The sequence below is a fragment of the Gallaecimonas mangrovi genome, assembly GCF_003367375.1.
Lineage (GTDB): Bacteria > Pseudomonadota > Gammaproteobacteria > Enterobacterales > Gallaecimonadaceae > Gallaecimonas > Gallaecimonas mangrovi.
Genome location: NZ_CP031416.1, coordinates 3220589 through 3240794, shown reverse-complemented (window position 1 = coordinate 3240794; position 20206 = coordinate 3220589). Strand labels below are relative to the sequence as shown.

General features: G+C 54.8%; 20 protein-coding genes and 1 riboswitch. Of the genes, 5 read left to right on the top strand and 15 right to left on the bottom strand.

Annotation, left to right across the window (positions count from 1 at the left end):
- Positions 1-10: 10 nt before the first annotated feature.
- The 9 genes from DW350_RS15445 to tssC are packed head-to-tail and all read right to left on the bottom strand — an operon-like array spanning position 11 to position 12991.
- Positions 11-565 (bottom strand): DUF3540 domain-containing protein, encoded by a 555-nt coding sequence (locus DW350_RS15445; RefSeq protein ID WP_115719794.1) that lies wholly within the window; start codon positions 563-565, stop codon positions 11-13.
- On the bottom strand, positions 562-1623 hold the full coding sequence (locus DW350_RS15440) for a pentapeptide repeat-containing protein (protein ID WP_115719793.1): 1062 nt from the start codon (positions 1621-1623) through the stop codon (positions 562-564). Before DW350_RS15440 ends, DW350_RS15445 begins: the two co-directional genes overlap by 4 nt.
- A complete protein-coding gene (locus DW350_RS15435) occupies positions 1620-4280 on the bottom strand; it encodes a DUF2169 family type VI secretion system accessory protein (RefSeq protein WP_115719792.1) in 2661 nt (886 codons plus the stop codon). Before DW350_RS15435 ends, DW350_RS15440 begins: the two co-directional genes overlap by 4 nt.
- Positions 4277-6937 carry a contractile injection system protein, VgrG/Pvc8 family gene (locus DW350_RS15430; RefSeq protein WP_115719791.1) on the bottom strand — a complete coding sequence of 887 codons (2661 nt, stop codon included), beginning with the start codon at positions 6935-6937 and terminating at the stop codon, positions 4277-4279. Before DW350_RS15430 ends, DW350_RS15435 begins: the two co-directional genes overlap by 4 nt.
- The gene (gene tssG / locus DW350_RS15425; protein WP_192954710.1) at positions 6934-8034 is read right to left on the bottom strand and encodes a type VI secretion system baseplate subunit TssG; all 1101 of its coding nucleotides are present in this window, start codon (positions 8032-8034) and stop codon (positions 6934-6936) included. The genes DW350_RS15430 and tssG overlap by 4 nt, the downstream gene beginning before the upstream one ends.
- Positions 8035-8042: 8 nt before the next feature.
- A complete protein-coding gene (gene tssF, locus DW350_RS15420) occupies positions 8043-9857 on the bottom strand; it encodes a type VI secretion system baseplate subunit TssF (RefSeq protein ID WP_115719789.1) in 1815 nt (604 codons plus the stop codon).
- A gap of 18 nt (positions 9858-9875) precedes the next feature.
- Entirely contained in the window at positions 9876-10253 is a 378-nt protein-coding gene (locus tag DW350_RS15415; protein ID WP_115719788.1) for a GPW/gp25 family protein, read from the bottom strand.
- An 8-nt stretch (positions 10254-10261) separates the two neighbouring features.
- Complete coding sequence (locus DW350_RS15410) at positions 10262-10855, bottom strand: Hcp family type VI secretion system effector (RefSeq protein ID WP_115719787.1); 594 nt, start codon at positions 10853-10855, stop codon at positions 10262-10264.
- Between the two features lie 21 nt (positions 10856-10876).
- Positions 10877-12991: a type VI secretion system contractile sheath large subunit gene (tssC, locus tag DW350_RS15405; protein ID WP_115719786.1), complete on the bottom strand. Its 2115-nt coding sequence runs from the start codon at positions 12989-12991 to the stop codon at positions 10877-10879.
- A 391-nt stretch (positions 12992-13382) separates the two neighbouring features.
- Here tssC and DW350_RS15400 point away from each other — a divergent pair, with 391 nt between their 5' ends.
- A complete protein-coding gene (locus DW350_RS15400; protein ID WP_115719785.1) occupies positions 13383-13703 on the top strand; it encodes a hypothetical protein in 321 nt (106 codons plus the stop codon).
- Positions 13704-13768: 65 nt separating this feature from the next.
- On the opposite strand, the gene DW350_RS15395 is transcribed toward DW350_RS15400, so the two are convergent.
- The 4 genes from DW350_RS15395 to crcB all read right to left on the bottom strand — a co-directional run bounded on the left by DW350_RS15395 (position 13769) and on the right by crcB (position 16175).
- Positions 13769-13996: a hypothetical protein gene (locus DW350_RS15395; protein ID WP_115719784.1), complete on the bottom strand. Its 228-nt coding sequence runs from the start codon at positions 13994-13996 to the stop codon at positions 13769-13771.
- 119 nt (positions 13997-14115) lie between these two features.
- On the bottom strand, positions 14116-15093 hold the full coding sequence (locus DW350_RS15390; protein WP_115719783.1) for a sigma 54-interacting transcriptional regulator: 978 nt from the start codon (positions 15091-15093) through the stop codon (positions 14116-14118).
- A 380-nt stretch (positions 15094-15473) separates the two neighbouring features.
- Complete coding sequence (locus DW350_RS15385; protein ID WP_115719782.1) at positions 15474-15782, bottom strand: DUF190 domain-containing protein; 309 nt, start codon at positions 15780-15782, stop codon at positions 15474-15476.
- Between the two features lie 9 nt (positions 15783-15791).
- On the bottom strand, positions 15792-16175 hold the full coding sequence (gene crcB, locus DW350_RS15380) for a fluoride efflux transporter CrcB (protein WP_115719781.1): 384 nt from the start codon (positions 16173-16175) through the stop codon (positions 15792-15794).
- A 54-nt stretch (positions 16176-16229) separates the two neighbouring features.
- A riboswitch (Fluoride riboswitch) is annotated at positions 16230-16293 on the bottom strand.
- 108 nt (positions 16294-16401) lie between these two features.
- Between crcB and dusA the strand changes: the two genes are divergently transcribed.
- The 4 genes from dusA (at position 16402) to DW350_RS15360 (ending at position 18451) form a co-directional block, all read left to right on the top strand.
- A complete protein-coding gene (gene dusA, locus DW350_RS15375; protein ID WP_115719780.1) occupies positions 16402-17373 on the top strand; it encodes a tRNA dihydrouridine(20/20a) synthase DusA in 972 nt (323 codons plus the stop codon).
- A gap of 179 nt (positions 17374-17552) precedes the next feature.
- Positions 17553-17825, top strand: a complete 273-nt coding sequence (locus DW350_RS15370; RefSeq protein ID WP_115719779.1) for a hypothetical protein — start codon at positions 17553-17555, stop codon at positions 17823-17825.
- Between the two features lie 93 nt (positions 17826-17918).
- Entirely contained in the window at positions 17919-18137 is a 219-nt protein-coding gene (locus tag DW350_RS15365; protein WP_115719778.1) for a PspC domain-containing protein, read from the top strand.
- Entirely contained in the window at positions 18119-18451 is a 333-nt protein-coding gene (locus DW350_RS15360; protein WP_115719777.1) for a hypothetical protein, read from the top strand. Before DW350_RS15365 ends, DW350_RS15360 begins: the two co-directional genes overlap by 19 nt.
- Here DW350_RS15360 and DW350_RS15355 read toward each other — a convergent pair.
- Complete coding sequence (locus DW350_RS15355; protein ID WP_115719776.1) at positions 18438-19181, bottom strand: enoyl-CoA hydratase-related protein; 744 nt, start codon at positions 19179-19181, stop codon at positions 18438-18440. The two genes, DW350_RS15360 and DW350_RS15355, sit on opposite strands and share 14 nt — an antisense overlap.
- Positions 19182-19287: 106 nt before the next feature.
- Positions 19288-20199 (bottom strand): ParB/Srx family N-terminal domain-containing protein, encoded by a 912-nt coding sequence (locus tag DW350_RS15350; RefSeq protein WP_115719775.1) that lies wholly within the window; start codon positions 20197-20199, stop codon positions 19288-19290.
- Positions 20200-20206 lie beyond the last annotated feature (7 nt).

Here is a 20206-nt window from a genome sequence, read left to right as displayed (position 1 = left end):
GTCGGCCTCCTTAGCCCATGCTGATCCGCTCGCCGTCGACCCTGACGTCTTTGTCGGCGGTCACTTGCGTGTCTTGGCCATGCAGCCGGCTAAGGCCCTTGGCTTCGGTTAGCCAGTTGTCGCAGCGGCCAACAATGTGCTTGGCCAGTTGCAGCAAGCTGTCGAGTACGGTGATGGTAAGGTTTCGCGCCGCCAGCTTGAGGTTACCGGTGGGCGCCGACAGCTCGGCATCGCCCATGGAGCTAATAGTCAGCTGTTTACTGGCGTGAAGGGCTAAATGCGAGGTGGCAAGCTTAATGCCGCTACTGCCAGGAATGGCCAGCACCGCCGGGGCGCTTTGCGGCCGCCACAATAAGTGGGTGATGTAGCGGCGGCCATCTTTACTGGCCATCCACAGCACCTTGTCGCCTTCTTGCGGACAAACCAGGCAACTGACTGCCTGCTGGGCGGTAAAACCGTTATCCAGCACATAACTGCCCTGGCTTAGGGTCATGCTCACTGTCGCTTCGTACCACAGCGGTGGCGGCGTTTTTTGTGACGGGCTTTCAAGGGCATGGGTCATCATGATTGCTCCAAATACGGTTGCTGCGCGGCCAGAAGCGCCACGTCGGTGGGGTAGGTTTTTTTCAGTGAAGTGCCTTCAAAGCGGCAGTTTGCAAACTGGGCGCCATGCAGGCGGGCATGGTCAAAGTGGCAATGGCGAAAATCCACATTTTCGCCCTGGCAATGTTCGAACCGGGCAAAGCCAAAGTCGGCATCTTGGCAGTTAACCGTTGATAAGCAGGCTCTGTCCCAAGCCGACTGGCGCAGTTGGCTGGCGGTAAAGTCGCAGTGCGAAATGTTGGCCTTAACCAGCATGGCGCTGCCAAGCTGGGCGCGTCTGATACTGCAATGGCTGAGGTTGGCATCAAGCAGCAACAGGTGTGGGGCATGAATGCCATCAAGGTTGGCAGCCGTTAGCCGCGCCCCATGCAGGTTGGCACCCGCCAGGTTGGCCGCGTTGAGGTTGGCGTTGGCGAAATCGACACTGTCGAAATTGCAACGGGGCAACGCAAGCCCTGCCAGGTTTTGCCCGGCCAAAAGGCTACCGGCAAAAACGCTTTTATCGGCGCTAAAACCGCTCAAGTTGGCCTTTGTTAAATCGAGTCGGGTAAAGGCCGACTGCAGCACCTGGCAATGGGCTAAATCAATGTGCTGGCTGGTGCCGCCATTAATGGCGCAGCGCTCAAAAACACTGCCTTGCCACTGGCTGTTATCTAATGCCGATTGCATCCAGCTACAACGGGCAAAGCGGCTTCGCTGCCAGTGGCTTTGCTGCAAATTGCATTCAATAAAGTGGCAATTGCTGATATCGAGCTGGCATAGATTGGCTGCGTCCATTTGGCACTGAATGAAGCTGGCCCCGGTTAATTGGCAGCCTTGTAAATTAGTGCCGCGCAGGTCGCAGTTAAGCCACTTGCTTGCGGTTAAGTTAGCGCCGCTAAGCACCGCGCCGCTGAAATGGCATTCACGCAGCACCAAATCGCTAAGGTCTATAGCCGGCGCCTGCCATTTAGGCAGCTGTTGCTGCTCAAGTGGCCGGCCCAGGCGTTTGGCTTTGGCAATAGCGGCGCTGATGGTCATGACGCCCTCCGCTGATGAACAATTTGGCGAAGGGTGGCTGGGTCAAACTGGGCGTTTTGTTGCTGGCAGTGGTGAAAACGGGCGCCGCTTAAAAAGGCTTTTAAAAAGCAGGCACCAGTGAGGTTGCTGTTATCAAAACAAGCCTCTTGGGCCAAGGCGCCCAAAAAGTTGCTATTGACCGCACTGACCTGCATCAGCTTGGCCGCTGACAATAAGGCGCCGGTTAAAATGGCGCCGTCCAGGCAGGCTTGCTGAAAGTCGCCATTGGCCAGGTCGCACTTTGCTAAATAAGCGCAAGCCAGGTTGGCTTGCTGCCAGTTAACCTGGCCAAAGCCGCAGTCTTTAGCACGCAAGTGGCGGCCGTCCAGTGCCTTGGCGCTGGCCCCGGTGAACAAACTGCGGCTGAGCTGGCTGTGGCACAGAACACTGCTATCAAGGGTGGCGTCCAGCAGCACGCATTGGTGCAATTTTGCGTTTGAAAAGTTCGCGCCGCTGAGCGCGGCTTTATAAAAAAGGCAGCTGTCGAGCTGGCTTTCTTGCCACTGGCTGGCGGCCGCTTGAATCTGATTGAACTGGGCCTTATCGGCTATTACGGCCTGGAAGTTGGCGTGGTCAAAGCGGCTGTTATTACACAAGCTGTGGCTAAGATTGGCACCGCTAAAATCGCCACCGCTAAAGTCGCTGTGCATGGCGATGATGCTCGCCAAATTGGCAGCCACAAAGCGGCTGTTACTGGCGCGGGCTTGGCTGAAATTAGCCTCGGCCAACTGGGCTTTAGTGAAGTCGGTATCGGTGATGTTGCTGGCCAAGAACACGGCGCCGCTTAGATTGGCACCGATAAAGCGGCAACCGCTGAGGTTAGCTTGCTCAAAATTGACTTCCTGCAGATCTAAGCCATCAAAGCAGTAACCTGTTAAGTCAGCGCCGCTTAAATCACGGCCTTTAAGCGAGATCCCGCCTTGCAGCCACTGGCGAACCTGGGTGCCAAGGCGCTGGGCGTGCTCTGGCGATAATGGCGCCATATCAGAAGCCACTTTGACGCGATTGACCTGGCGCTGCATTGCGGCTTGCCGGGTTAGCTGCTGCGCTATGCTGGCGATGTCTTCGGGGCTCGGTGCTGAGTCTTGGCCGCTGGCGGCGGCATCTTGCAGCATTTTTTTCAGTTTGCTGTGGTCGGGGTTTTCGCCGCCAACCAGATCCCAGGCCGGGGTGGCCGCCTGGGCCAGGCGTTTTTGGTAGAGCTCCTCGGCTGTTGGCGGCGTTGGCTTCGGTAAATCCTGTTCTTTTTCAGTCTGCTGTTGCTTGAGCGCTGCCGCTTTGGCCTTGGCGTCATTCCTGATGGCGTCAACCTGGGCTAACACCTCGCTAAGCTGCTGCTCGCCTTCTTTAAGGGCCTCAATATCGATATCAAGCGCTGACGGCTGCGCTTTTGGTCCTTGGTAGTCGGCCGGTTTGTTAAGGCCACTTTTGGCCCACACTTCTTGGTCTATTTCGTCCAGCACCGCTTGCTGTTTGCTAAGGGCCTGTTGCGCGGCGGCCTGCCTTTTTTGCTGGCGCTCAGCCAATACGCTGGCAGCCAAGGCCGGTGCCAGTTGCGACTCGTTAAGAATGTGCTGGGCGGCGGTTTTGACGTCGGCGCGCAGCGTTGCCACCTGCTGGTAGTGCTTAACGCTTTTAGGCTGCGCTGGCGTTTCGTAAGCCACCATTGCCAAGTCCAGGTCAGAGGCCAGCGGCTCTTGGCAAGGCACAAAGCCGTGGTAAACCATTACCCCCATATTGATTGACGGCATCAGCCATACGGTGTCGAGGGCCATTGCCGCTTCAATAAGCTGCTGGTCGGCTTTTTGTCTGGCAAAGGCGCGGGCCTTAAAGTGGGGCAAGTTGCCCACAAGCACGGGGTGCTGTGGGTGCAGGTTTTCAAGGCGATAGGCTTCGCCGCCTTGCCATGGGCCCTGCTGCCATTGATCTTGGGCGCTTCGCTGGAAAAACAGCGTGTTAAGGTCGGCGGCCAAACCCGGCGCGTCATTGAGTAGCCATTGTTCGTTATAAGTGCCCGCATAGCGGCGCCGCTGCGGCCAGCTTGGGTCAAGGGCGTCAAAACTGGCAACGCTCTGCGCTAATACGTGGCCATGGATAGGCGCGTCCGGGTACTGCAAGTTAGGCATTTTCCCCTCATTTTGGCCAACCCAGCCCGCTAGCGGATTACCGGTATGGCCGGTACCTAAAGGGTTTTCTGCCAGGCGCTTGCCGCCATAGGCACGGCTTAAATCCAGCGGCATTTGCCGAAAAGGCGTGGGGGCGTTAATGCGATACCAAGGGTCGTAGTACCAGTTTCGGTCGCCGACCACGGCGAGGGTTTTACTGACACTACCGAGGCTGGCAGTGACGGAAAGTTCGGTAACGGCCTTGCCGCCCGGTGCGTAGGCCTGAGCGGCAACTAAAAACTCGCCGTGGGGTTTGGGATAAACCTCATCCAGCGCTGTGGTAGCGGGCAACTGGTTCAGTACCTTGGGCCAGCTTGGGGCTTCATCCAAAAAGCGCGGGCTGTGCTCACCGAGCTTAAAAAAGCCCAACGCCGCAATACACAAGCGGTTTTGCCCCGCCTGCCGATAGGGGCGGGTGAGCAGGCCAAGGGTGAGGGGCTTGATGGCTTTCATAGCACGATCACCAAGGCAGAATTAATGGAGATATTGAGGGTTTCAATATTGATTTTCGGCTCTTCAGCCTGGTTGGTGAATTGAAAGCCGGGGCCGTGGATTTGAATGCTGTTGGTATTGGCTGAAATATCAATATTGGTGCTGGAAGCGGCGATATTGGTCTGCATCGTGGCGCCACTCACATTGATGTTACTTGAAACACCACTGACATTGAGGCTCTTGCTGAGCCCTACTAAACCTGATTGTGATGTCTTGCCAGACAGGCTAGTGCTGTTACTCATGCCGGTCATCTCGAGGCCAACAGTGGCGCCAACCAGATTGGTATTCATTTGGCTTAATACCGTGTTGATACTGGTGGCAAGCCCCAAGGTGGTGCTAATCGAGGTGGTGGTGCCAATATTGGTGCGGTTATCAACACTGTTGCCGGTCTGGGTGGTGGTGGACTCGGAATTGCCATTGATGGTGGACTGGTTTTTCACCAAACCGTTGTTGGTGGAAATGTTGGTGCTGGGGCCATTGTTGACCGATTCGCGGTAAGCGCTGCCGTTAACGGTGTCGTAGTTCTCTGTGCGCCCGAAGGTGCTTTTGCCGTAACTGACGCCGTAATCTTGCACGCTCGATTGCACCTGGCCCTGGCTGCGGCTAAAGCCAGAGCCAAAAGATTCGTCAACGCGCAACAGATCGGCGGTTGGGCCAAGGCCGGTGTAAGTGCTGTTTAAATCCTGGCTGGCGCTATTGGCCAAGCTGTTGGCGGTTGAAAAGCTATAACTGGCACCCTGGCTATAACCGGCGTCTTTGAACAGGCCTTTGGGGGCGTTAGGGTCGGGGCTGTTTTGATTGTCGCCAGCGCCGGGGCCATAGGCGGTGTGGACAATGGAGATGGCTTTTTTCAACGCGCTTTTGGCGTTGCTCTCATTCATGCCGCGACCAAAGCCGATGTTAATGCCGTCGCCAAACCGGGTGCTGAAATTACTGCCGATGTCGGTGCGGGCCTGCCAGCCGGACGGGGTGCACGTCATGGAGCCGCCGCTATGCACGACGTTACTGACTTCGGGCAGTTCCGATTCGTCGTTGGAGCGGCCAATCACCACCTGGGCGCCAATCTCCGGGGTGGTTTCCATAAAGGCTGACAGCTTCACCCAGGTCGGTTTCGCCTGCTCGGCGTCGGTGGCAAAGCGCACAAATACCCCTTCGGCCCCTGGCGGGTTGAATAGCCGGTAAGGCAGCGCTTCGTTATCAAAGATGTAAGGGGCCGTGGCGCCGTCAAAGTCACCGGCAAAGCCGTATTTCCAGCTGGCAGGCAGAAAGTCGGGGTCGGTGTGCGACACCACGGTGGCAAGAATGCTGCCTTGCTGGGTGTCGGCTATTGAAAAGGGTGATACCAGACCTTCGACTTCGGTGGCTTCAAAGCTGTTTTGGTAGTTGCCGTCGATGCTGGCCTGGTGCTGCACCTTGGTCAGTACAAAGCCCTGGTCTTTAAACTGCGGCTGGATAGGGCGCTGCGCCGCAACCAGCGGGTCGAAGCTAGCGGCGCTGAGCTGGTCGGTCATGGTGAAGGTAAAGCCTGCGCAAAACGCGGCGCAATAGCTACTGCCACTGAGTACCGTTGCCGACGCCTGGCGGGCTAGGCTGGCTTTGGCATGGTAGAGACTGGCTTCGTCTTTATTGGACCCGTATTGGAACACCTTGTGCTGGCGGAACAGGGTCAGCATCTCTTTGGCGTGTTCGGGGGCGGCAAAGTTATTAAGCCTTGGGTCACCATCAACCTGCCAAGCCGCTTGCTGGTCGGTCAGCAGCGACTGAATGGCATCGACACTCAAGCTTTGTTCAAAGCGGTAGTCAGCAATGACATCTTCTTGCTCCAGGCCCAAGGCGTCGCTGCCGGTATAGGCATAGCGCAGCGGTTGTTCCCGGGCTTTATCGGGGTAGTGAGGGCTATTGGAAAGCACCAATTCGTGGTGGTTTGGAAAATGGCGAAAGTAGTAATACAGATAGGCTTTGGTGAGCATGCGCTGGAAAAAGTCAAAATCACTTTCTCCGGCCTGCAGCCAGTCTTGGCTGCGGTTCACCGCCAAATCCTGTACCCGCTGCGTGTCTACCGGGCGAATGTGGTGGCGGTTTAAGATGGCCTCAATGGCCTGCACCACGGTCAAACCTTTATGAACCTGGTAATGATTCGCCAGGGTTAGCCGCCACAAGCTGGGTTTAATGGTGGCGTGATAAACCCCGGGAGCGCCCATGGCAAAGCGGGTGATGATGCCGTTAAACCAGCGAAAGCCATCGCTGTTACCGCCATCGAGCGCCTGCTGAAAACGGGCGCTTGATTCTTCAAGCCCGGTTTGCTCCGGCGTATCGTCCTGGCGCAGCTGCGCCAGGGTCACCGCAAAGGTAATGGGCCGGCCGATAACCTGATTAAAATCGAGGTGCAGCAAGGTTGGCCTTGGCACTGGCGGCGAGCCATTTTGGGTGTTGGCATGCAGCTCCAGCTGAAACTCAAAGGGCTCAGAGATGCTTTCTTGGCCTTGAATGCTGACCAGACGAAAGGTTTCGTCGCCGACCTTTTTGCCGTTAGCCAGGGTGATGGCCAGGTGCAGAAACTGCGCCGGGCTGGGGTGGTCAATTAAGGCTATGTCGCTGCTATTGAGTGGCTGGTTCATGGATTAACCTCCCCTTGTTCAAAGGCCGCTACCAAAAACCGACATTGCGGGGCCTGGTTGTTGCCCCTTAGCCAAGCGGTTTGGCCAAGGCGCAGCCCCCAATAGCCTTGCTGATGCTGGCTCTGGCGGCGGCGCTTGCCGTAATAGCGGCCACCGGGGCGCTGGCTGGCCCGGTGCTGCGGCAAACGCAGCGGTATAGGAAAGGCTTGCCAGGGGCGGGCGGTTAACATGGGCATGGGCCGGGTTTCGGCTGCCAACTGCAATTGCACCCAGGCATCGTGACGGCGGTTAAGCAAAAAGCGCAGCAGTGCCACCAATGGCAGATAACCGGAGCCGGTGTGCATGTCTTGGCGTGGTAGCAGCCGGCAATAGTGTGGGTAGCCAATCGCTGCAACCGCCAGTGCCACCCGGGCTGCTGGCATCCACGCCTTGTGGCCCAGGCGGCAGCTTTGGCCGAGGCTGCCGTTGGCTTGGCCAAGCCGGGTAAGTTGCTGGGCCTGGCGGCTACGCCAGGCCCCTGATAACGGCTGCAAGGAAACGTCCGCGCCCAAGTAGCGGCCCAAAATGCGGGTTAATACCGGCTCGCTGTAGCGCGGGTTAGCCAGTAAACCGGCCAGGCCCAACAGGCTACGCTGGCTTAGGGGTAAACGCTGGTCAGCCTGGGTGTTGGTTAGTCCCATTAAGGCCGAGAGCATCATGGCAACCGGCGTGGCTTCGGGGGGCAACACATTAAGGCCCAATCGCGGCGCACTTTTAATGCGATAGCGCAGCACATTGAGGCGATGATTAAAGAGATCAAAAAACTGGATCAGCGCTTGATTGCCTTGGCGGGCCTGGTCAAGCAGTTGTTCAAACATGGCCTCGGGAATAGGGCCGTTGTAACCGGCCAGCACCAGGTTGGTGGTTTCCAGTTGCATCGGGTCACAGCTTGGGTCCTTGCCGGGCTGCAATTGCCTGACTTCATGGCCGGGAAAGGCCATTTCCATCGCGGCTTTAAAGCGCACCACTTGGTCCAGCTGGTTGGGGTCAAGCTGCTTGTCTTGCAGCAGCAGCCGTACCAGCTGGTAGAAGTTAAAGCGCTCCGGATGCAGGGCCACCCGATCGCTTAAAGGACGATCTGTGAACCAACCATAGGTGGCCATGTTTTTAGCTTCCCTTTCGTGTCGTGGGTTTCCAGGCTTAATTCGGTCAGGGTATTGACGCTGGCGTAGAGCGCGAAAAATCGCCGTAACACCTCAGCAAAAAGCACCGGGCTGGCGCCTTCAAAATGCTTTCTGTCGATGGTGAGGGTGATGTGCAGCCCTTCCATCAGTACCCGCCGCCCTTCTTGCGTAATAGGCCGCACTATGGGGGCGATTTGCAGCCGGGTAATGGCATCAATTTGCTTGGTGCCCATTAAGCTGGCGTGGCCCAAATGCAGCCGAAGCATGCTTTTAAGGGCGCTGGGGCCGTACTGGTCGTTACTTAATGACAGGTGGTTAAGCAATAACTGCGAAACAAGCGCCCAAGGCTGGCTGCCCAGCAGCACCGGCGGCTGATGTGGGGTTGGCTTACTGGCCACGTGAATGTATTTCACCGGGCCCGGGCCTTCTAAAAACAGCCGGTCGCCCACCCGCAAGTGCTCTGCCAGGCGCCGGTTGGTGCATAGTGCCCGGCCGGTTAAGGTTTCGTTGTTGGGCTTTTGGGCGCTAAAGGCCATGTCGATAAAAGACACATAAAGCTCGGTGCCCGGCACCCGCCGCAATGGGCTATCAACCCGGCGGGTGGTGTAGAAATAGTCGTGCTCTTCTAAATCGCCCATACCGTCGATAGAAAAATAGGGCACCACTGGCCGCGGCGGCTCGTTGGGCCGGGTGGCCTGCAGCGACAACAGCTTGTAAACCTCTAAAAAGCGGTGGTTGGCATGGTCGCCGCTGAGTCGGTATTCAAAATGCGCTTGGTCCAGTGACACCGGCTCTAGGCGCTGCGGGAACAGATTGACCATGGGTACACAATTAAGCCGCAGCAGGTCGGGGTCAGGGCTGAGCTTTTTATCAATGCCCCCCTGCAATAGCAGCAGCAGTTCGAATTCGTCATGGGGGCCTTCCAGGCACAGCTGGTCGATGTCAAAAAACAGAAATTTCTCGGGAAAGGCGAAATACTCCTGCACCAAGCGATAACCCGGGTGCGTCACCATGTCGGTAGCCAGCGCCGCTTCGTCGTCGTCAAACCCCAGCCAGCGCAGGGTGTTTGGCCCTTGCCGGCAAAGGGCTTCACCGCCGGCAGGTACCGTGGCAATACCGGTCAGTTGCAGTGCCAGTAGGTCGTAAAATCCCCAGCAGTGGTTATGTTCGCTATTGATACAAAAGCGCAGGCGGGTGATCCCAAGCGACCCCAAGGCATTAAGGCCGGTGGCTTTCAAACGAATGCTGATAACCGCATTAACCGAGCGGTCGTCACTGAGCTGCTCGTAGGCGGTTGGGGAAACCTGTTTTATATCAATGATTTCTACTGGAACCAGCGGCGTGTCGTAACAGCTGCTCATGCGGCAACGCACATCGCGGCCCTGTTGATCTTTGGTTTGGGCATAGCATTCACGGCCACGGCTTAACTGGTTGCCGCTTTTCGGATCCAAACCGCCGCCCACCGTTAGCTGGCTGATGGCCAAGCTGGGAATGGGCGCTTCTAAATGCGGGTAAAGCTGGGCCATTAAGGCATTGGGCAATAGCGCCGCATCTTGGTCGAGCTGATGGCGTAGCCGCCCGGTTAAGTAAGCAAAAGATTGCAGCAGTAGCTCTACCTGCGGGTCGGCAGAGCGGCCTTTGCTGAGCGCCAGCGCTTTGGCGGCAGCAGGGAAATCACGACCAAAATCAGCAGCCTGTGAGCGCAGTTGGCTCAGCTCTGCTTCAAAGTAATCGTGAAAAACAGTACCGCTTTCCATGCTGGTTACCCCTTGCTGTTAAGGCTTCAAACTGTCGAAGAACAACCTTTCAGGTGTTTGCTGTGTCACTAACCGGGCGCTAATTTGCACCCGAAAAGGACTCAGTGGCCGCCCGGTGGGCTGCAATTGCACCTCAAGCTCGGTGAGCCTGGGTTCGTAATGTTCAATCAGGCGGATAAGCCGCTCGGCATAGAAGGCCACTTGCTGCTGGCTGTTCATCGACACCGGTTCTGGCATAGCCACATCCACCAGGTATTGGCCTTTGCTGACCGCCAGCCATTCACGGCTGCTGACGAGCCAGTTAAGCTGGCGTAACACTTGCTCTTTTTCGGTCAGGCTCTGGCGGCCCAGGGCTTGTTCCTGGGCTGCCAGTAACCTGTCCAGCAAAAACGCCATGGCCAGGCCTAATCGGTGAACTTGCTGATGGGTCTGTTGCGAGCCAAGCTCCAGCCCGCCGGGATCACGCCGCCTGGTGTGGTGTCGGCCTTTTGGACCGTGTATTTCCACAACACTTCGGTGAAGCTGAGCTTGAACTGCTCAGTGGGCATGTCGTCGGGGTTGGTCTGGAACTGGATCTCGCTGATCATCGCCAGCCTTAGCTGCATCGAGATGATGTTGACCATGTTGTCGCCGGAGTTACGCAGCACAAACAACGACGTGGGTTTGGCTTTGTCGGTATCCATGGGTTTGGCCCGCAGGCAAAGGTCATAGAGCTTGACCGACGACTGGTCCACGTATTTGACGCAGGTGAACTCGGTGATGATGGGCCGCCCCGAGGTGCGGGCGGAGTTGGAGACATCGGTGGTCATCTGCTGTTTCATGCCCTGGTGAATGGACACCAGCTCAATACAGTGCTCGGGGTCAAAACCAAAGCCACTGAGGCCTTCATCAAGGGCGGTTGAGCCCCACGGGTCCTTGCCGATAAGCGAGCCACCCGTGGCCCAGCTGTTGGTGCCGACGATACTGGTGTCGCCGGGCTGCAGTAATACAAGATCCATTTTCAATATCCTTCACTGTGATCAGGCTGGTAACTCGGCTACCAGGCGGATGGACGTTGTCAGTTCCTCTAGCTGGAAGTGCGGCCGCAGGAATAACGTGGCTTTGTAAACGCCGGGCCGGCCAGGCACGTCGGTGACGGTGACCGAGGCGGCGCTGAGGGGGTAGGCGGCTTTCATCACTTGCGCGGCGTTTTCGTCCAGCAGCACGTACTGAGAGATCCAGGTATTGAGGTAGGACTCGACATTGCCGCGGGTCATAAAGGCACCGACCTTTTCGCGCATGATCACCTTGATGTAATGGGCAAAGCGCGAGGCCGCCATGATGTACGGCAACATGGCTGAAATTTGGGCATTGCTGTTGGCAAGGTCTGATAGGTACTTCTTAGGCAGGTTGGTGGTTTGGCCACCAAAGAAGGCTGCCTGGCTGGTGCCTTTGCAGTGGCAGATGGCCATAAAGCCCAAATCGTTAAGCTCCTTTTCCCGCCGGTCGGTAATCGCAACTTGGGTGGGGCAGACCATTTGCACGTCGCCTTCGTCAGAGTCGTAACTGAAAACCGGCAGGCCGCCCACCAAGCCACCCCCTTCCACACCGCGGATAGCTGCGGTCCAGCCGTAAATGGCAAAGGCGTTGGTGATACGTTCGGCCAATACAAAAGCCGGGTTGCCCCATAAAAACAGGCTGGCATCGGGCACCAGTTGGGTGGCTTTTTTACCGTTGACTTCAGCGTCGCTGAGCTTTTCTTTACCGACAATCTCACGGTAGTTAAGGCCATCGCACGGCTGGGTGTCTGGCCCATAGGGCAGCCGCAGCAAAACCCTTGGCAGCGTTAAGGTGACATAGCGTGAGTCTTCGCTTTTACGAAATTCGCTCCAACTGGCCAGCTCAACGCTTTCAAAGATCTTTTGCAGATCGCGCGGTTTAGCCAGGCTTTCAAAGCTTTCCAGGTCGAACAGCTTGGCATAGGCGGCGGCAATAAATGGGGCGTGGCTGGCGGCTGCCACTTCTGCCAGTTTGCCCAGTAGTGTCATGTCATTGGGGTGACGGCCAAATTCGTAAGCACCAATCAACACGCTATACGGCATACCGCCATAGATGCCGTAGCCGTCTTCGTAGATCATTTTAAAGAGGCCGCTTTGGTCAAACTCCACCGCTTTGGTGAGGTCGGCCAGCAGATCTTTGGCTGAGGCATTGAGTATTTTCAGCTTCAGCATGGCGCCGGTTTCGGTGCGAGACACCAAATAAGACAGGCCGCGCCAGGTGGATTCGAGCTTTTGAAAATCGTCATCATGCATGATGACATCTAGCTGCAATCCTAAAAGCCGGTCTATTTCGGCGACCTGGTCGTCAATCCGGGCGGCAGCGCCCTTGAGCTTGTCTTGCTCGCTGGCAACGAAGTCTTTGCTGCTAATGGTTTGAGCAAGGGGCGAAACCACGTCTTTGCTAAATTGCCCAAGCAACACTTTCATGGTGTCAGCGGCGCTGTCTTCCAGGCCCAATTGCGCAAACAGTTCTTTAAGCGAGTCGCTTAACTCCACCGCTTTGTAGGCACTGGCCCAGCGCTCGGCGAGTGGCAGCGGCTTTTGCGGGTCGTCTTCGGCTGGCGTGACATCTTTAAATTGGTCCAATAAGGCTTGGCGGGCGTCGCTACAGCTGGTGTCGTCACCTTCATCAAAGCCGCACACGGTGTCGAGATAGCGGGCAAGGGTGCCAGAGATCTCGGCTTTTGATTGCAAAAAGCGAATATTGCCCCGGCCACTGTAGAGCGTTGCCATGGGCGCTACCTGACGGATGATGGCCACAGGGTCAAAGTCATCCATTTTTTTAAACACCAGTGGCGGCACACCCAGGGTAGCTTTTGGATCGTCCGCCATGGCGTTTGGCAGCGAACCTACCGCCACTTCTGGGGCGATGGTGGCCATGATGCTGTTAAAGCTGTCACGGTCAATTTCGTTGAATTTGCGCTCTTTGATTGGCGGCAACTGTGACATTTGGGCATCGCTGCCCAACTGCGCCATGATGCCCACCACAAAAGGCAGTTCCTTTTTCTCAAGCGCGCCACCGGTTTCAACGTCATAGGTGATGCGCACGCGCGGTGGACGAACCCGCGTCAGCCTGTCCTGTATGCTTCCCAACATAGCGGTATTGGTATTCCTTCAGCGTGAAAATCCATACCGGCCTGCCTTGGCACTGTTTGTACCCGTCAGGCCGAACCTGATTACCGTGTTCCTGTCAGACGCCGGGCAACCAAGCTCACGGCGCGCTGTGGTGAACCTGTATCAACTGTTGTGCCAGTTTTTAACCATTTGAAATTCAATGTTTTTATGGTTTTTTGTTGGCAGCGGCTAGGATTTTATTTACCTACTGTTTCAGGGGAACAAACGGGATAACGCAGATGATTCAGCGAGTTACATGTGAGGGTAAAAATAACCTCATCGTGGGTACTTTTTGACGAATTGAGGGTCGAAGCTTTGAGTATTAATTTATTGTTTTTGACGGCGGCTCTATGCCGATATGGAGTTCCATTTTATGGAAAAGCAAAGAAGGGATACCTTGTCTTCGGCAACGAATAAGCAGGGTAAAATTATCTCAACCAGTGACGAGAGAAGAGTAAGGGTAAAGCCTAAACACCTGTTGGTTGAACGTACCTTGGTGCCAAAACCTGGATTGGAGGTGATGCAACTGAGGAATAAATTCAGCGGCGATAAATTTGAAGTGCACTCTCACAATTTTGGTGATTTCCATCAGGTACCGACAAATAAAGCGAGAAATAGAGGAGACCAGCAACCGTTATCCCCCAGAACTCAGCAGTCTCTCAATGCAAAATGGAAGCATCACCAAGATGAATGAGCGGGTGTGAAAACACCTTCAAATAATAGATTTGGCCTAGTTACCTTATTAATACGGTTAAGGCGTTAGGCCTTTCGCCAAATCCGCTTGCCTGCTACATCCTTAAATTGCAGTTTGCCTTGCTCGGCGAGTGTCTCCAGGGCTTGTTCGGTTAAATGAATTGGCGCCTCTTGGCCCGCCCAGTTTACCCACCACTGGTGCACCCCTTCTACGGTATCGGCGGCCTGAGGCCTGATGGCTAAATACGCTAAAATGGCGGCGCTAATGTGCTCTATGCGGTCTGAATCGTTCATTGGTCCTCTTGACTGCGCGTAACTGCAGCTACCTGTCAGATTGCACAGGGGCAGTGTCTGGGGCAAGCGTTAACAAAAAGTGGTTTAGGGTCAACGCAGGTCAGGTTAAAGCGCTTATTTCAAGGGGATAAAGTGTCTTCCTGGGTTCTTAGGCCATATTTACGCACCAATTTTCCAAAGGCGCTGCGGTCTTGGCCAGCCAGCCTGGCGGCTTGGCTGATATTGCCGCCGGTTTGGTTCAGCAATTTAGCCACGTAGTTGCGCTCAAAGGCGGCCACGGCTTGTGCCTTCGCGGCTTTAAAGTCGGCTGGCTCATTGGTTGCTGTGGCGTTATCAGCCAGCAAATGGCGGCTTTCTTCACAGTGCATTTCGTTTGTTTCACACAGTAAAAACTCACGCAATAACAGGCTATGGAGTTCTCGAACGTTACCAGGCCAGTGGTATTGGCGGATAAAGGCAAGGGCGGTGCTGTGCAGGTGGCGATGTGGTTCTTGATATTGCACTTGCAAGCGTTTGACATAATGTTGGGCCAGCTCGATGGCATCATTACCGCGCTGACGAAGTGGCGGCATGTTGAGATTCAACACGTTAAGGCGATAGAGCAAGTCTTGCCGGAACACGCCTTTTTGCACCAAGCGGGATAAGTCTGCATTGGAGGCGACTAGGATCCTCAGTTCTGCTTGTTGCTGGCCTTGGCCGCCCACTCGCCGATATGTTTTTTCCTGCAAAAAACGCAGTAACGCCGCCTGCGCTTTGGGGCTGAGGGTATCGACTTCGTCCATAAACAAGGTGCCACCTTGTGCTTCCCCTACCAAGCCTTGGTAAGACTGTTTGGCATCGGTAAACGCGCCTCTTTCATGGCCAAAGAGTTCACTTTCTAACAAGGTGTCAGACAGTGCGCCGCAGTTGACCGGAATAAAGGGCTTTTCACTTTGCTGACCAAGATAATGCAGGGCCCGGGCGGCCAGCTCTTTACCGGTGCCGCTTTCGCCGGTAATAAGCACGGTGGCATCAATGCCTGCTAAGCGGTGAAGGCGTTTAAGGGTGTGCTGAAAGGTCTGTGAAGAACCGACGAGATTACTGTGCAGTTGGGACATATCCTTATCCTTGTTATGTCTGCAGCAACTAAGGCCCAAACTAGGGCAATGTCATCGACAGTAGCGCCAAATTATTAAGGCTTGATGCCATAACCAGGCTGTTATCTCGCAGGTGATGTAAAAGAGCCGTGGGCGTGTGTTCTATCGAATTGTCTTTAGTGTAGTCATCTTTTATTTAGGTTGTCTTCTATTAGTTTTGGTTTTTAACTTATTGAATTTTATATTTTTTATATTGCTATAAATAAGAAGCAGAGCTTTTTTGCTGTTAATAAATACAGGCTTTAACGGTGGGGATATATTGAAAATGTGGTTCTATGCACATTTCTTTAGAAGCATAAAAAAGCGGCCTGGGCCGCTTTTTTAATGGCAGGGATGTGCAGTTAAAGGGTGCCGTATTCAACCGGGTTAATAACGTAGAAAATCCCGAGACCGGCTTCCTTTACCTTATCGATGAGTTTGTCTTTGTTAGCGTCACTCACCACCATGGTGACTTCCACCGGTACATCCGCGAGTTCAAAAAAGTGCGCTGAATGCAGTTTACCCTCACGGCCAAAGCCTTCTTCAGCAACGATAACGGTGGCACCGGAAACGCCCACTTCTTTGGCTTGCGCCAACAGCCAGTCAGCGATCATCTGGCCTTTATGTTTGCGGTCTTGCTCGGTGAAAAAGGTCACTTTGTAGCCTTGCATAACGGCCTCCTAGTGGTTTTTAAAAAGGGAAAAAGTAAAGAGCCCAAGCGTGGTCATCAGCAAAGAACCGAGCACATGCAAACCGATGCTGGCCATACCCCACTGCCATTGGCCGTCGCGCAGCAAGGTCACGGTTTCTGCCGAGAAGGTAGAAAAGGTGGTCAAGCTACCTAAGAAGCCGGTCATGGCAAGTAGGCGCCATTCGGGCTGAACGGTGGTGAAAACGGCAAAGAACGCCATGGCCAAACCCATTAGGTAAGCACCGAGATAATTGGCAACAAGGGTACCCAAGGGCAGGGTAGGGAAAACGCTGTTAAGCGCCAGGCCCAGAGACCATCTCGCCGTCGCGCCGAGGGTAGCGCCGATGGCTATGGCAAGGATTGATTGAAACATGGATTGTCCTAATGTCATTAGGACGGGCACAACTATCCTGTGAACCCGTCCGGGGTTAGCACAGGCATCATCAGCCGAGAACGGCGGTTAAAGGAGGCATGCCATCTCCTGTGAAGGGTAAATTTAACACAAGGTTTTGAGGATGAAAATCGCTTGTTGGCTGTTCGCCATTTGCCCCAACATCAGCCATTGAGTAAACTTTGCGCCCCTTTGATGTGAGTGCACCATGCTGGATAGAACCTTCTCCGTTGCCCCCATGCTGGACTGGACTGATCGGCACTACCGGGTCTTTGCCCGGCTGCTCAGCCGCCATGCCCTGCTTTATACCGAAATGGTGACCACTGGCGCCATTATTCATGGCAAAGGCGACTATCTGGCGTTTAGCGAACAAGAGTATCCGCTGGCGTTGCAACTGGGGGGCTCCAATCCGGCCGATTTGGCCCATTGCGCCAAGCTGGCTGAAAGCCGGGGTTATGACGAGGTGAACCTGAATGTCGGTTGCCCGTCCGACCGGGTACAAAATGGCCGTTTTGGTGCCTGCCTGATGGCGGAGCCGCAGCTGGTGGCTGACTGCGTAAAAGCGATGCAAGATGCGGTGGCTATTCCGGTGACGGTAAAAAGCCGTATTGGTATTGATGATTTCGACAGCTACGATTTTTTGGTCGATTTTGTCGACAAGGTCAGTCGCGCCGGCTGCAACACTTTTATTGTGCATGCCCGTAAAGCCTGGCTAAACGGGTTAAGCCCCAAAGAAAACCGCGAAATACCGCCTTTGGATTACCCGCGGGTTTATCAGCTTAAAAAGGATTTTCCGGCGCTACACATCGGTATTAACGGCGGCATTAAAACCCTGGATGAAATGAAAGGGCACCTTGCACAGATTGATTCGGTGATGGTGGGGCGCGAAGCCTATCAAAACCCCTATTTGCTAGCCGAGGTGGATAGTGCGCTTTATGGCAGCACCGAGGAAATACCCAGCCGCCGCGCTGTGGCTGAAGCCATGTTCCCTTATATAGAAGCCGAGCTTAGCAAGGGGGCCCGCCTGAACCATATCAGCCGGCATATGTTGGGGTTGTTTAACGGCCAAACCGGCGGCCGCCGCTGGCGCCGCTATTTGTCGGAAAATGCCCACAAGAATGGCGCTGGCTTGGAAGTATTTGAAGCGGCACTAGCATTAACCGAATACCACGTTGACTAAGTGGTGAATTTCGCCAATTAAGGTGGCGTATTTCATCACTCCATTGCTTTTTAACAAGGCCATCATTGCGATGGCCTTTTTTATTTCTTTATTAATCAATTAGATAAAAATTTATCACGGATTGGCACGGCCCTTGTAATAGCTCCTGTGTACTTGATAACCCACACATGGAGTAGGCCATGAAAACCCTGAAAATCGCAGTGTTGGCCGGTGTTGTTATGTTGTCTGCACCTGCATTCGCCCAAGAAGAAGATATCACCACCACCTTGAGTAACCTGGTGATTGAACAGAGCAGTAAAGCGCTCGATAGCATCCAAACCAAACTGGGCGATGAGCTAAGCAAAAAATTTGATGAAGCGGTGTCGGCGTTAATGCCAACAGACCAACCGCAAGCCGAGCCTGAAAAACAGGCACAAGATGTATCGCCGTCTACGGATAAGGACGACAAATAATGTTGAGTTTGAGTGCCCTGTTGGTTGTTTGGATGGTGCCGCCCGCGGTTGTGGTTTTAGGCGGTGCCCTGGTGACCTTGGTTGGAGTCAAAAATGCGTAACCGTTGGTTTAGAGATAAAAGCAATAAGTTGCTGTTTGGTGTTTGTGCCGGTTTGGCACCAGTTATCGGCGTTGACCGTGGCTGGGTAAGACTGGCGGCCTTTATTGCCTTGTTGATCTCGCCCGTTACCACTTTGGTGTTGTACTTCGTTGCCGTTTGGCTGATGCCAGTGAAACCTTACCTGGAGGGACAATGGGAAAGAAATCACTGATCTTATTGTTGCTGGTGGCTGCCTGGTTGTACTTTGCCTTTGGCAGCCACTGGCATCACAGTTTCATTACCTTCAATGGTGATGATTGGCAGTGGCATTCGGCCAACCCCTTAGCGGGTGTAGCCGTGGCAGGCCTGGCGCTACTGGTGGCATTGTTGGCGGTAGGTGGCACCCTGGTTGGGGTTGTTGTGCTATTGGCCTTTATTGCCCTGAGTGTCTTTTTCGGGCTGGCCTTTGTTGCTATCCCGCTGTGGGTGCCTATTGTGGTGATTTGGCTACTGGTTAGGCCTACCCGGCGCCCTAGCGCCGGCTGAAGAAGGCTTTAATGGCGGCTTTGCATTCATCACCTTGTAGCAGTTTTACAAACTGCTCTGCCTCGTCGAATATGGCTTTTTCAGCCTTGGCTTGGTGTGGCTGGCGGATAAGCGCCTTGGTTGCCATCATGGCGCCCGACGGCAAGGTGGCCAGTTGTTTGGCAATAGCCAAGCCGGTTTCAACAACCTGGCCGTCCACCACTTGGTTAATCAGCCCATATTGCAAGGCTTCGGCGGCGCTAAAGGGTTTGCCGGTTAGCAGCCACTCGTTGGCTTTGGCCTGGCCAACGCGCTCTGCCAGCAATAGCGATGAACCTGCTTCAGCGCACAGCCCAAGCGCGACAAAGGGCAACTGAAAGCGGCTTTGGCTGTCAGCGACCACTAAGTCGCAATGCAGCAGTACCGTGGTGCCCACCCCTACCGCCGGGCCAGCAACGGCCGCCAGCAGCGGCTTTTTAAAGCGCACCAGGGTGGTGAGAAAACGCAGAATAGGGCTGTCTTGGCTCAGCTCTTTTAAGGTCAGAAAATCTTCCAGATCGTTACCGGCGCAAAACACCTCGTTACTGCCGGCAAGCAGCAACACCTTTACCTCGTTTTGCGCTGAGGCGGCATTTAAGGCGGCTGTTAGGCCGTCGTACATCGCCTGGGTTAAGGCATTTTTCTTGTCGACGCGGTTGAGGCTAACAACCATGACGCCGTCCTTGACTGTTGTGGTAACCAAATCCGTCATTGTTAAGTCCTGTATTGAGTGAGGCCCCATCACGTTAGACTGGTACAACCAGTAAAGCAAGCTTGGCAAGCGGCCAAAAAAAAGCCCACTGCTGTGGGCCGTTATTTTAGTAAAAAGCGTAGCTGAGTTTGCCCCTAGCCGAGACTAACTTGCCAAGCGCCTTTTTGTTGATGCGTGTAAGTGCCCCCATTTGCTTGGCCGTTGTTGGGCCAATGGCGGTGTGGGCAATAACGGTGTTTTTACCCACGTTTACCATTAACTTGGCCGCTTTTTCGACGGTATCTTTGTAGGCGTATTTACTGTCGACCATGCCTTGTTTGAGAGGCAGCTGCTTAGCCAGCCACTGCCCCCAATAGAACTCCAAAAACGGCGGTGCGTTATGGGGTTTTTGGTAAGCCACTTTCTTGGTGAAATACACCAATGACCGGTAAGGGTCGTCGGTGAGATATTTCAACCCCAAGTGCTGCGGCAGCGCTTGCGGGGAAAGGGTGTTACCGGCGCCATTTTGCAGCCACACCAGGTGGCGTTTTTGCATTTGCTGCCAGAAGGCGCTCATGCTTGGCAACTGGCGAAAGTCATCGGTGATATGCACGAAGACCTTGGTGTCGCTGCCGGCAAGTTCGGCAAAGCTGGCATAGGTATGATGACCATCGGTGAGGTAAAGCTGGCCGTTAGGCGCTATTACCGCCGTTTTCATATCGTGCGGGTGGCTGCCAACCGGCGCTTTGCAGCGAAAACTGCTTAAGTCGTGCAGGGACGAATCGCTGTTGTAGGTGGCTACCCCTTGTTGCCCGGCATCTTCACAGAACACATCAAAGCGCTTATGGGCGTCGAGCTTGTAGCGGTTTACCTTGTAGGCGACTTCTTTGTAACCCAGGCTCGGTTGTGTGGGGTGCAGGGCGGCGATGGCAACTGCCACATTGGCGCCTGCGGCCCATGCTGGTGCCGGTGCTGACCAGCTAGCAAAGCTGGCCAGCAAAGCGGCGGCGGTAGTGAGCGTCAGTACTGAGCGCATCATCTTTGGG